The organism is Acidovorax sp. T1 (assembly GCF_002176815.1).
Lineage (GTDB): Bacteria > Pseudomonadota > Gammaproteobacteria > Burkholderiales > Burkholderiaceae_C > Acidovorax.
In genome coordinates, this window is the sequence record NZ_CP021648.1 from 2,070,090 (window position 1) to 2,082,833 (window position 12,744).

13 protein-coding genes are annotated in these 12,744 nt (G+C 61.6%); 2 read left to right on the forward strand and 11 right to left on the reverse strand.

The genetic code is table 11. From position 1 onward, the window contains the following. Positions 1 to 4 precede the first annotated feature (4 nt). From CCX87_RS09670 to msrA, 11 genes are all read right to left on the reverse strand, one after another. The gene (locus CCX87_RS09670; protein ID WP_087745858.1) at positions 5 to 952 is read right to left on the reverse strand and encodes an AEC family transporter; all 948 of its coding nucleotides are present in this window, start codon (positions 950 to 952) and stop codon (positions 5 to 7) included. A gap of 126 nt (positions 953 to 1,078) precedes the next feature. After that, positions 1,079 to 2,326: a chromate efflux transporter gene (gene chrA / locus CCX87_RS09675; protein WP_087748272.1), complete on the reverse strand. Its 1,248-nt coding sequence runs from the start codon at positions 2,324 to 2,326 to the stop codon at positions 1,079 to 1,081. Between the two features lie 85 nt (positions 2,327 to 2,411). Further along, on the reverse strand, positions 2,412 to 3,359 hold the full coding sequence (locus CCX87_RS09680; protein WP_087745859.1) for a sensor domain-containing diguanylate cyclase: 948 nt from the start codon (positions 3,357 to 3,359) through the stop codon (positions 2,412 to 2,414). Between the two features lie 81 nt (positions 3,360 to 3,440). Beyond that, entirely contained in the window at positions 3,441 to 4,322 is an 882-nt protein-coding gene (locus tag CCX87_RS09685) for a hypothetical protein (RefSeq protein WP_087748273.1), read from the reverse strand. Positions 4,323 to 4,553: 231 nt separating this feature from the next. Beyond that, entirely contained in the window at positions 4,554 to 4,682 is a 129-nt protein-coding gene (locus tag CCX87_RS21485) for a hypothetical protein (RefSeq protein WP_255378706.1), read from the reverse strand. 267 nt (positions 4,683 to 4,949) lie between these two features. Then, a complete protein-coding gene (locus tag CCX87_RS09690) occupies positions 4,950 to 5,207 on the reverse strand; it encodes a hypothetical protein (protein WP_087745861.1) in 258 nt (85 codons plus the stop codon). Positions 5,208 to 5,297: 90 nt separating this feature from the next. After that, positions 5,298 to 5,846, reverse strand: a complete 549-nt coding sequence (locus tag CCX87_RS09695; RefSeq protein WP_087745863.1) for a hypothetical protein — start codon at positions 5,844 to 5,846, stop codon at positions 5,298 to 5,300. 752 nt (positions 5,847 to 6,598) lie between these two features. After that, a complete protein-coding gene (locus CCX87_RS20795) occupies positions 6,599 to 7,078 on the reverse strand; it encodes a hypothetical protein (protein WP_143218415.1) in 480 nt (159 codons plus the stop codon). Positions 7,079 to 7,394: 316 nt separating this feature from the next. Continuing rightward, positions 7,395 to 9,479, reverse strand: coding sequence for a TonB-dependent receptor domain-containing protein (locus CCX87_RS09700; protein ID WP_087745865.1), 2,085 nt, complete (start codon positions 9,477 to 9,479; stop codon positions 7,395 to 7,397). 218 nt (positions 9,480 to 9,697) lie between these two features. Beyond that, on the reverse strand, positions 9,698 to 10,093 hold the full coding sequence (locus tag CCX87_RS09705) for a hypothetical protein (RefSeq protein ID WP_232476373.1): 396 nt from the start codon (positions 10,091 to 10,093) through the stop codon (positions 9,698 to 9,700). A 136-nt stretch (positions 10,094 to 10,229) separates the two neighbouring features. After that, entirely contained in the window at positions 10,230 to 10,769 is a 540-nt protein-coding gene (msrA, locus tag CCX87_RS09710) for a peptide-methionine (S)-S-oxide reductase MsrA (RefSeq protein WP_087748274.1), read from the reverse strand. Between the two features lie 98 nt (positions 10,770 to 10,867). Here msrA and CCX87_RS09715 point away from each other — a divergent pair, with 98 nt between their 5' ends. Together CCX87_RS09715 and CCX87_RS09720 are read left to right on the forward strand one after the other, a co-directional pair. After that, a complete protein-coding gene (locus tag CCX87_RS09715) occupies positions 10,868 to 11,548 on the forward strand; it encodes a TetR/AcrR family transcriptional regulator (protein WP_087745869.1) in 681 nt (226 codons plus the stop codon). 4 nt (positions 11,549 to 11,552) lie between these two features. Next, a complete protein-coding gene (locus tag CCX87_RS09720) occupies positions 11,553 to 12,740 on the forward strand; it encodes an efflux RND transporter periplasmic adaptor subunit (protein WP_087745871.1) in 1,188 nt (395 codons plus the stop codon). The last annotated feature ends 4 nt before the right edge of the window (positions 12,741 to 12,744 follow it).

The window sequence follows — 12,744 nt, forward strand, 5'->3', positions numbered from 1 at the left end:
CACATCACAGCCGGGCCGCCAGCAGCAGCGCCACCGGCACCGTGACCAGCGCCAGCGCGGTGGACACGGCAATGCTGGCGGTGACCTCGTCCTGCGCCACCCCGTAGCGCTGGGCGAACAGGAACACATTGGCGCCCACCGGCAGCGCCGCCGTGGCCACCATCACGGCCAGCGACAGCCCCGACAGGCCCAACGCCCACCCCAATGCGCCCAGCAGCAGCGGGTGCACGATGTTCTTGACCAGCGCAATGCGCAGCGCGGCCTTGAAATGCGTGCCCACGGTGCTGAAGGCCAACGTCACCCCCACCAGCAGCAGCGCCAGCGGCCCCAGTGCCTGGCCCAGCAGTTGCAGCGGCTTGCCAATCACCTCGGGCACCACCAGCCCGGTCTGGGCAAACAGCAGGCCCACAATGATGGGCAGCGGCACCGGGTGCACGATGCCACTGCCGATGGCCTGCAACACCGTGCGCAGCATCGAATGCTGCGGGCCTTCGCCCGATCGGGCGCGTTCGCGCGCCTGCGCCAGCTCGAACACCACCGTGGCGGCCGTCAGCAAAATCAGCGAGTGCACCGAAATCAGCGTGAACAGCGTCACCAGCCCCGCCTGGCCAAACACCAGCCCCACCAGCGGCACGCCGATCATGATGGTGTTGCTGAAGGTATTGGCCAGCCCCCGCGCTGCCGCCAGACTGCTGAAACCCAGCACCCCCAGCGTGGCGACAAAGATCAGCCCGGCGGCGGCGAAGTAAACGGCCACGGGGCCAAAGTCGAGGTCTTGCACCCGCACCGTGCTCATGGTGCGAAACAGCAGCGCGGGCGTGAGCACCATGAACACCAGGTTGGACAAGTCCTTGACCGATGTGGCCCGGATCCAGCCGCGCCGCCCCACAAAAAAGCCCAGCGCAATGAACAAAATGACCGGGATCAGGGACGCAAAGACGGGAGAGTTCACGGTGTAGCGGGCGCGGTGCGCTGAAAACGACGGGATCAGCCCGGCACCCTGCGTGTGCCGTAACTATTGTTTTGATAGCTGGTAGCGCTTATCCATCAAGCGCTAGAGGCTATTTTGACTCAAAATTCACAACCACGCGGCCAACACGGCGCCGCCCACACCGCAGACCAGCACCACCGCCCAGGGCGGCGCGCGCCAGAACACCAGCGCCACAAACGCGGCCAGCGCCAGGCCAAAATCACCGCCGCTGTGGATGGCGCTGGTCCACACCGGGTTGTAGAGCGCCGCCAGCAGCAGCCCCACCACCGCCGCGTTCACGCCCCCCAGCACCGCCTGCGCATGCGGGCTGCGCCGCAGGGGCGCCCAAAACGGCAGGGCCCCGACCACCAGCAAAAATGACGGCACAAAAATCGCCACCAGGCACACCACCGCCCCCAGCCAGCCGCCCGGCCAGACCTGCATGGACGCGCCCAGAAACGCCGCAAACGTGAACAGCGGCCCCGGCACCGCCTGCGTGGCGCCATAGCCGGCCAAAAACGCATCGGCCGACACCCAGCCCGGCCCCACCACCTCGGCCTGCAGCAGCGGCAGCACCACATGGCCGCCGCCAAACACCAGTGCGCCCACGCGGAAAAACGCATCCACCATGGCCAGCAGCGAACCAGGCCACAGGCGCACGGCCAGCGGCAGCAGCACCAGCAAGGCCACAAACACGACAAGCAGCACCGCCCCTGTGCGCCGACGCAGCGGCACATGCAAGCCATCGGGTGCGTCGATGGGCGCTTGGGGCGCCGCCGCCCTGCCCCGCCCAAAAAGCCACCAACCGGCCACGCCCGCGGCCAGCATCACGCCCACCTGGCCCCACACACCGGGCACCAGCAGCACCGCGCAGCAGGCCAGCGCCATTAGCGTGACCCGCGCGCGCCCCACGCACAGGCTGCGTGCCATGCCCCACACTGCCTGCGCCACCACGGCCACCGCCACCACCTTGAGCCCATGGATGGCGCCTGCGGGCAAAACGGCATGCCCGCCCGCCAGCCCCAGGCCGAACAAGGCCAGCACCAGCGCCGACGGCAGCGTGAACCCCAGCCATGCGGCCAGCGCCCCCGGCATGCCCGCCCGCATCAGCCCCAGCGCCATGCCCACCTGGCTGCTGGCGGGGCCGGGCAAAAATTGGCACAGCGCCACCAGGTCGGCATAACTGTGCTCGGTCAGCCACTGGCGGCGTTGCACGAACTCATCACGAAAATAGCCCAGATGCGCCACCGGACCGCCAAACGACGTGAGGCCCAGGCGCAAGAAAATCCAGAACACCTGCCAGGCACCGGTGTGGACAGGGGGCGTGGCGGCCGTTGCCGGCGGGTGTTGAGGCATGGTGGTCAATCAGAACCCTACCAATGCGCAATGCGCCGAGGGGGACACACGCCCATCGCACCCAGCATGGGCTGGGCCAGCGCGGTCAAGCCGCCACCTGAACCGTTTCGATCCGGTTTCTGCCGTTTTTCTTGGCCGCATAGAGTTGCTGATCCACGGCCTCGATGAAGCTGGAGGGTTTCATGTGGGCGCCTGGCGTGACGGTGCCAACGCCGATGCTGACGGTGATGCGCTGATCCAGCGGTGATTGCGCGTGCGCTATCGCTTGCTTGTCAATCTGCCGCTGGCAGCGTTCGGCGACTTTCAGTGCCACCGAGGCATCGGCTTGCGGCAACAGCACGACAAACTCTTCGCCACCAAAGCGCGCAACCAGGTCGCGCGGGCCATCCAGCGCCAGGCTCAGCGTTTGCGCAATTTCGATCAGGGCTTTGTCGCCCCGCACATGCCCGTAGAGATCGTTGTATTGCTTGAAGAAATCGATGTCGAACAAGAGGATGGACAGCGGCTGCGCGTTGCTGCGTGCGCTTTCCCATTCCACTTCCAGACTCGCATCAAACCGGCGCCGGTTGGCGATGTTCGTCAACCCGTCCTTGAATGAAAGCGCCTCCAGCTCTTTTTGCAGAACGAGCAGCTTTTCCTCGGTTTTTTTGCGCTCGCTGATGTCGAACATGAAGCCAATCAGCGCCTCGGGTTCGCCGTTGTCCTTGCGCACCACATGCACCACATCACGCAGCCACACATAGCCGTTGTCCCTGGTCAGCGCGCGATAGTCGGCTTCATGATCGATCCCAGCCTGGGACTGCGCGACACAGAAATTCACCACATATTCGCGGTCCTCGGGGTGCATGCGCATCGCCCAGTCTTCCACGGTCATCCAGCTTTCCGGGCTCCAGCCCAGCAGCGCTTCAATCTGGGGGCCGATGTAGGCAAACTTCTTGGTAGCCCAGTCGATCTTCCACGGGATGGCCTTGGTCGATTCCAGAAGTGTTCTGTAAACCGCGTCGTCGTTTCGGAGGTCACTCACGTCGGACATGCTCAATCCCTTCGGGGCCAATGGGCTGAAATTATTGTTTACCGTTGTGACAGCATCGTACAACTTCTGCTGCGGCCGATTTCAGGGATGCAAGGGACTGGCCCCCAGCCACATGCCGCTGCGCAGCCCCTCTGGCCGCTCGCGCGACCACACCTGCGCGCTGGCCTCCCAGGTCTGCTGCTGCACATTCAGCCCGGCATACACGCCATAGCCCGGGCCCGCGCATATCTCGCCGCCCGCGCACAGGCTTTCGCCAGCCTTGATCGCGCCCTGGGTGTGAATGCTCTCGCCCGCCTTGATGCCCCAGCCCGCCTCCAGGTGCGCCACGCCGGCAATGGCCCCGCCCACCACAATGCCCTGCCCCGCCCGCAGGCTCTCGGCCCCGGTCAGGTGGCCGCCCACGCGCAGGCCCTTGTCGCACTCCACCGGGCCATGCACGATGAGGTCTTGCCCCACAAAAGCACCGCCTTTGAGTTGCAACTTGCCATGGCAGACCACATCCCATGCAGCGCGCAGGTCGCCCGCACAGGTAATGTCGCCCTCTACCTCCACGCCCCAATCGGCACGCACATCGCCGCCCGCCTGTAGCGTGCCCTGGCTGACGATAATGCTGCCCGCCACGCGAATGCCTTCCCCCGCCACAATGCCGCTGCCCGCCCGCAGACCGCCGCCCGCGCGAATCGACCGCCCGGCCTGGATCACCGTAGCCACATCGATGGAGCCACGCACCTCCACCGTGCCGGCAAACACAATGGCCTCGGCCTCCAGCGCATCCACCGCCAGCACTGCATTGGTCGGCCCAAACTGCGCGAGCAGCCAGCACGCATCCTCCACCCGCCCGGCGTTGACCAGCGTGTCCAGCGCCTCCTGGTAGCCGGTGCCGTCCTCCACATGGCGGCTGAACCAGCGAAAGCCGTCTGCGCACGGGCTTTTTGCCCGCAAAAACTTCTTGGTGAATTCCATCGCCATCACTCCGTGCGCAGCGCGGCGACAGCGGCGGCTACAAAACGCTGGGAAGAAATGGTGAACGAGGCGCAGATGGACGTGGTGCCACCGGCAAGGTTTTGGGGGTACATGAGCACGCATCTCCTGAAGGAGCGGCCCGGCGTGCGCTACCACAAAGTCACCGGCCGCCATCGCGCTGGGCGGGTGCCCGGCGATGGATGTTCTGCGCAGATGTGAGGGAAAGAAGGTTTATCGCCGGGCGGAGGAATGTGCGACCGGCTTGTAGGGCCAGATCTCACGCACCACGGCGCCCCCGCCCACGCACAGGCAGCCGCGCAGCGGGCCTGGGTGGAACAAGGTGGGGGACTGGAAAGTCATGGGGGCGAATGGTAACAGTGCGTGGGTATCGCACTGAAATGGATGGGTTTGTTGGGGTTGGGACACTGCGCCTTATGCGGTTCAGAGCAAGTTACGGAATGGCGGGCATCGGACAAGCACGGCACAGTACCAACTATAGAGACCGGGCGTTTAACGTCGGAGTTAACCGGCGGTCAGTACGCGATGAGGCCCGTCGATAGGACGTCCGTATCAAACAACCTGTTACGTCGCATTTTCCCGAACTTAACGTGGAGCCCTCTTGTACTCTCAACCTATTCCTACGTATCCAAGTGAGAGTTTTTTTCGTATGACTGCGAAGCCAACGCAGAACACAGCACCTACACCGGCGAACACCAGTGCGTCAGCGAGAGTGGGGGTGATGATATCAATCCACATTTCTTCACCTGGCGTGAGTATGCCGATGATTACAAAAAAGGCAACTGCCAGCGAAATGGTTGTGTAGATACCGATGATAAAAATGACCATCGTGCAGATAAATCGAAGAAGCCAGAGAATAAATTTCATGTTGGATCTGGTTGAATTGCGACTTGCGCTAGGAACGTTAACTTTAGTGGCGCCTCTGGGCGAGCATTGAAATAAGGAGGCGAGGCCTTACTAGAAGTCTACCGCCTTGGACATGATTTCAGCCTCCAATGAAATTAGACGTTGTTGAAGCGATATTCTATTTGCCCTGTGACTCTCGTCGTAGTTCGTAACTATGACGTCAGAGACATCACCTGCTTCACCAATGGCCGCGCTCACAACCGCGTCAACGCTCGAAATGCTCTCGTCCCACATAACAACATCGCACTCATAATTGAAATCTTTAACCTCGCCGAAGGCTCGCCGAGTTACGTTACTACTCCCGATAATGCCGACAACAGGCTTTCCCGCGGCTTTTGCCAAGAATACCTTTGCGTGCCAACCCATGCTGGGGATTCGCTTCTGAATGGCCGTAAAACTCGGGCTTGCATTTTTTGCTTGAATCTGCGAGAAGAATGTAGAGTATTGTGCTTTCCAAGTGTACGCATATAAACCGAGCGTGGTTAGCTTTAGCGGCGTACCAGAACGGTAAGTTATTAAATCGAAGTCCGCACCCGTGGAGTACTTTGCATCGTCTTGGAAGAACCCACTGCAAAGTAGAGCCTCGTCGACCATGCTCATGCGTAGTGCGCCTAGGACTGTTCGACGAAACTTGTTCGTGCCACCGTTTTTTCGGAGAAAAATCGCGATTCGTTTCATTAAACCTGCTGTGATTTATTTTAATGCTATATCACTAGTGAGACAGGAATTTGGTGGGCATCGGAATTTCTAATATCACATTGAGATCGCACCTCATTAACTGCCGATCTTGCAACCTGCCAAATATTCGAGACCTTGATATATCACTCCAAATCTCATTTTGGTCTTTATGAGACTCGCAATTTGAGGGTCGCTAGGGCAAATCACTACGAATTTTCCATTAAATCCTTGCGACAAAACACTAATTACACCCGAATAGAAAGTATGTTCTTGGCCGCATGCGCATTTAAAAATGTCACCGTCAAAGGTCGAAAGGTCGCGAACCAAAGGGATCATCTTGCCGCAGGCCTTCTCAAAGGCAATCTCACTTAGAATGTTCATGGATTTTCTTAATTATTCGCGTTCGAGCAGTTGTCTTAGGCGGTTTTTGGGGTTTTGGTGGTTGACCAAATGCCGATTTATGACCACACCAAGCGACTAGTTTCCTGCCAAGCCAAAAAGGCGCTGATTTCGATATAAGGATTCCTAAAGCAACAGACTGCTGAGTTAATGCAGACACCGGGCGTAGGCACACGACCTTCGCTCATGGCAATTACCAATTATATTTGCATTATGCTTAGTACCTCCCTTGATAAACATGTTATAAGATAATTTTTCTAGAGAATTCACTATGCTCAAATGACGCCATGTTTTGTTAATTTTTCATGCCACAAATTCATAATATGCATGACATATTGAGTTCTATAAAACGGGAAATTATCAAGAAAAGAATCGACCATAACATAGAATTGAAGAGAGTGACGCGGGTTAAGTTCAGAATTATCCGTCGCCTCAAAAATTAGATGGGCAAATTCATGCATATACAAATCTGCCGCACCAAAACCTGCCAACTCATCAGAGCGCATATAATAGTCGTCGTAGGCGCGACGAAGCATTTCCTCTTCGCCACTTGGGTCAATATGACGAATTATTCCGGAAAATCGACTGCCAAATAGTACCAATTCTTCATTGAATTGCTCGTCTTTTGTTGGCAACCTAAGACTAGAAGTCGTTGTAGATTTTTTCTTAAATAAATCAAACATATTTCTCTCAATTTGGTTTGTTGTTAATTTAGCGCGCAGTAATTTCTTGTCGATTTTTATGATGCAATGCATCTACAGTCTTCATAAATATATTTGATTTTGTAACGCCCTGCGGGCGGCGCTAACAACGTGACTGCCGGTTAAAAATTTTCACACGATATTAGTCAATCGGTGTCAATGTAATCAAGAAAATTGACTCCGTCGCGCACCCGCTCTAACTCCAATCTGTGACCCTCTGAAAGGAATCCAGCCTTACTGTAACAGCTTGCTACAGCATCCGTTTGCGCTTGCCATGAGTCGAAAGCCGCGGCCTCACCCAAGATTCACTATTCAGGTAGGCTGGGACTTTCGCCCTTGCCAGTCAATCCGCTTCACAAGCTCCGTCGCATCAAAACGCCACCCTCACCCCCACCGTCACATTGCCCCCCATCAGCGGCGCGGCATTCTTGATGAACGAGGTGTGCGCATACGCCAACCGGTCCGTCAGGTTGTTCGCCTTCAGATACACCTGCCAAGGCGTGCCGCTACTCAGTTGGCCGCTGTAGCTCACCCCCAGGTTCAGCATGCCGTATCCGGGCGTGGCACTTTCAAACTCTGCCACGCGGTTCTGACGGGCCACTTGGACCCATTCGACCTGGCCTTCCCACGCATTCCAGTGGGTGTCCAGCCGAATACCGGCGCGGGTAGCGGGGATGCGCGGCAGCAGTCCGCCGCCGTTGTTGAGCTTGGCGCGCACGGTGTCGCCAAACAGAGTGACGCCCAGGTTACGCGCGATGCGCTGGCGCACCTGGCCTTCGATGCCGGTAAAGGTGGCGTCTGCCTGGCTGTACTGCAGCAGTTGCAGGCCATCCACTTCATCGAGCGTGCGGCCGTAGATGTAGTTGCTGATGCGGTTCTTGAACACGCTGACGCCAAAAGTGGTGTCGCCACTCGTCTTGCGCAGGCTGACGTCGATGTTCTGCGAGGTTTCGGAGCGCAGGTCGGCATTGCCGTGTTCATAGGTGCTGGTGGCCATGTGCAGGCCACTGGCGTACAGCTCTTCGGCCGAGGGGGCGCGGCTGGCGCGGGTGAACGAGGTGCCCACCTGGTAGCCGGGCGTGAACTTCCACACGGCGCCCAGCGATGCGGAGGTGCCGTTGTGGCTGCGTTCGATACCGCTGGCCTGTGCTTCGGCGGTCTGGCGGTCGTGGCGCAGGGCCGCCTCGAAACGCCAGTCGCCCAGGCGGTATTCCTCCAGCATGAACAGGCCGGTCTTGCGCGTGATGGTGCGCTGCACATAGGCTTCGGCGCCCTCGGCGCTGAACTTGCGCTGCGATGTTTGCAAGCCGATCACGCCTTTGAAGCCTGCAATGGGCTCGTGCTGCAGCTCGATACGGGTGTCGTAGGCTTTGTTCCTGAAGGTGGTGCTGATGGCGCCTTCTTCGACCTCGTCGTGCCGGTAGTCAGTAACACCCGCGCGCAGGCGCAGGGCCGAGAAGCCCGTGAACGGGTTGCGCAGCTCGCCCCTGATGTCGAGGCGCTCGCTGCGCAGGTCGACCACGGGCATATCGCCATGCTCTTCGGCGCCGTGGTCGTGGCCGTCTTCCTCTCCTTCGTGGGCACCGCAATGCAGGTGGCTGCCGTGGGGGTGGCAGTCCTCAAAGCTGTGGTTGTGGCCCGGCAGGCCGTATTTGGCGGTCTGGCGGGTGTAGGCCGCGCCCAGATAACCCCGGTCGCCCACCCACGACAGGCCCACGCTGCCGGTGTCGGTGCGGTTGAAGCTGCCCGGCACCTTGTTGCCACCCGTCCAGCCTTTGCCCACGCGGAAGTCGCCCGCGTCGCGCGCCACGCCTTCCACATGCACGGCGAGGTTGCCCGCGCCGCCGGTCAGCGAGAAGGCCCCTGCCCCCTCGCCCGCGCCGGTGTTGGCGCGCAACTCGGCGCTGCCTTCAACGCCTTTTTGCGGGATGGCGGTGGGCACCTTGCCGTCGAGCACATTGACCACGCCGCCCACGGCGCCGTTGCCATAGACCAGGGCCGAGGGGCCGCGCAACACCTCGATCTGCGTGGCCAGCATGGGCTCGGAGACCACGGCGTGGTCAGGGCTGATGGTGGATGCGTCGTGCAGCTCGGCGCCGTCGCTCAGCACCTTGACGCGCGGGCCGTCCATGCCCCGAATGATGGGGCGGCTGGCGCCGGCACCAAAGTGGCTGCTGGTGATGCCGGGCTCGCTGCTCAGCGTTTCGCCCAAGGTGGCCTCGCGGCGGCGCACCAGTTCGTCGCCCTCCAGCACGGTGACGGGCGTGGTCATGTCATTGGCGCCCAGTTGCAGGCCGCTGGCAGACACGGTAACGGGGGGCAGGCTGGCGGCCGGTGCGGCCACGGGGGCGGTGTCTGCGGCATGGGCCAGGCTGCTGCCAGCCAGGGCCAGCCAGGCGGCAAGGGCCACGGGGTGACGTGCGTAAAGGTGGAGGGATGCAGAAATAGCAGTCATGGTTTTTTATGTGTCTCAAGGCATGGCGCCACCCGCTTGGCAGGCATGGGGCGCTGCATACCGTTTTGCGCACAGGGCGCAGGATATGAATGAAAAGTGCCCTTAGCGCTTTATAGTTAAGCGCTAGCAGCTATGAAATAAGGAGTGATTGGCGCGTTGGGCACGCGCAGTGCGCCGCCCACGCAGCAGCAGGCGTCGGCGTGCAGTGGCGCGCTGGATCAGCCCACCAGGGCCGGTTGCCCCCGGGCCTGGAACAGCGCGACATGCCGCACCGCCCAGCGCTCGGGCGCGGGTGCGCTGGGCGCCACGGCCGGGGCAGCCGCAGGCAGCACCGGCGCACTACAGGGCAATGCCGTGCCCAGGGCTAGCTGGTCGAGCAAGAGGCAATCGATGGGCGCATGGCCCGAGAACAGCGCTGCCAGCAGGCTGGGTGCGTGGGCGGCTGCGGTGGCGTGGGCAGAGACGCGCGCCCCGCCGTCATCGTGCAGCGCGACAACGGCCGACGCCGGGGTGGCGTGCAACACCTGGTGCCAGCGGCCCAGCGCGGGCGCGAGCACCAGGGCCAGCAGCAGGCCCCACACCGCAGCGCGGCGCACTGCGGCAGGCAGAGTCACGAAGGTGTTGTGTGAGGTGGAGGGTGCGGGCGGCATGACGTGGGGGCAGCGCAGAGCACTGCAAAAGCGCCCCTATCGCAAGAGGGCTGAATTGTGCCCTGCAAAACCCCGCGTTGCAGCAATGCCGGGCGTTGAATCAATCGGGCTTCAGGTAGCGCGCAAAGGTCTTGCGAAACTTCTCCACCTTCGGCCCCACCACAAATGCGCAGTAACCCGCGTGGGGGTTGTTCGCAAAGTAGTCCTGGTGGTAGGCCTCGGCGGCGCTGTAGTTGGCCAGCGGCTTCACCTCGGTGGTGATGGGCGCGCCAAACAGCTTGTCTTGCGACATCTGGCGGATCATGTCGTTGGCGATGTCGCCATGCTCGGGGTTCTCAAAATAGATGCCGCTGCGGTATTGCGTGCCCACGTCGTTGCCCTGGCGGTTGAGGGTGGTCGGGTCGTGGGTGTGGAAGAAGATTTCCAGAATCTCCTGCAGGCTGATTTCGTCGGCATCGAAGGTCAGGCGCACCACTTCGGCGTGGCCGGTGTCGCCCTGGCAGATCTGTTCGTAGCTGGGGTTCAGCGTGTGGCCGTTGGTGTAGCCGCTTTCCACATCGGTGATGCCGCGCACGCGGTCAAACACCGCTTCGGTGCACCAGAAGCAGCCGCCTCCCAGGGTGATGGTTTGCTGTGCCATGGATGTTTCCTTGCCAAGGTGGATGTTGTGCATCGCCGCATTATGAATTGACGACGGTGAGGGCGCTCGCTACATTACTAACCAGTCAGTCATTAAAAATGCAAGTACCAACCTCTCCTCCTCCCACCACTGCGGCCAAGCGCGAACGGCGCAAGGAGGCGCGCCCCGGCGAACTCATCGAAGCCGCGTTGGAGTTGTTTGTCGAGAAGGGCTTTGCAGCCACCCGGGTGGATGAGGTGGCGGCGCGTGCGGGGGTGTCCAAAGGCACGCTGTTTCTGTATTTTTCCAGCAAGGAAGAGCTGTTCAAGGCCGTGGTGCGCGAAAACATCGCGGGCCGGTTTGCCGAATGGACGCTGGAGCTGGACGTTTTTGAGGGCAGCACGGACGATCTGCTGCGCTATTGCTACAAGGTGTGGTGGGAGCGCATTGGCAGCACCAAGACCTCGGGCATCACCAAGCTCATGCTGAGCGAAGCGCACCATTTCCCCGAGATCACCCAGTTCTACCAGCACGAAGTGATGCGGCCTGGCCAGGCGCTGATCCGCCGCATCCTGCAGCGGGGCATGGACCGCAACGAGTTCCGGCCGGTGGACATGGACTACGCGGTGTATCTGGTGCTGGCCCCGATGATTTTTCTGATGCTGTGGAAACATTCCATGGGCGCATGCGTGCCGGATGCCCTCGCACTGGACCCCGAAAAATACCTGGCCATGCAGGCCGACAACATCCTGCATGGTCTGTATGGGGCTGCGCCATCATTCCCCCCTTCACCCGCCTGACACCATGAAACGCTGGATTTTCTGGGTGGCTATTGCCATTGCCGTCGTGCTGGTGGGCGGCGGCGTCTGGCGCGCGCTGGCCGCGCGGCAGGCGCAGCAAAAGGCCTTGGCTCAATCCAGTGCGCAAATCAAGGAAACCACTTTGGACCTGGCGCCAGGTGAGATGGTCACGGTGCAGCGCCACAGCTTGGCCCTGGCCGTGCCGGTGTCTGGCGCGCTGCGCGCCGTGGAATCGGCCATGGTCAAGGCCCGTGCCGCCGGCGAACTGCAGGGCCTGACCCTGCGCGAGGGCGACAGCGTGCGCGCCGGGCAAGAAATCGCCCGCATCGACAGCACCGAGGCGCGTGCCCGCCTGCGCCAGGCCCAGCAGCAGGCCGATGCGGCAAAGGCCCAGGTGGACATCAGCCAGCGCCAGTTCACCAACAACCGCGCGCTGGTGGACCAGGGATTCATTTCTGCTACGGCACTGGCCACCTCGCAGGCCAGCCTGGAGGCCGCGCAATCGACTTACCAGGCGGCGCTGGCCGCTGCCGATGTGGCGCGCAAGTCGCTGGACGACACCGTGCTGCGCAGCCCGCTGGCGGGCCAGGTGTCGCAGCGGTTCGTGCAGCCCGGTGAGCGCGTAGCCCTTGACGCCCGCATCGTCGAGGTGGTGGACCTGTCCCGGCTGGAGCTTGAAGCATTGCTGAGCCCGGCCGATTCATTGGCCGTGCGCGTGGGGCAAAAGGCCAGCCTGCGGATCGAGGGCGTGGCCACCCCCATCGAGGCCACGGTGGCCCGCATCAACCCCAGTGCCCAGGCCGGCAGCCGCACCGTGCCGGTGTACCTTGTCATCGAGCAAGGCGCAGCGACATCGGTGCTGCGCCAGGGCCTGTTTGTGCAGGGCACGCTCGACACCGGCCACGCCGATGTGTTGGCCTTGCCGCTGGATGCCGTGCGCACCGACAAGCCAGCGCCCTATATGCAGGCGGTGCAGAACGGCCGTGTGGTGTATTTGCCGGTGAAAACCGGCGCCCGTGCCGTGGTGGCAAGCGACACGCTGGTGGCCATAGAGGGCGTGCCTGAAGGCACGGCAGTGGTGACCGGGCGCATGGGTTCGCTGCGCGAGGGCACGCCGGTACGCATCCAGAACAGCGTGCCAGCCATGCCTGCCGCAGCCGCAACCCCTGCAGCATCGCGCACTGCGCCCTAGCCCG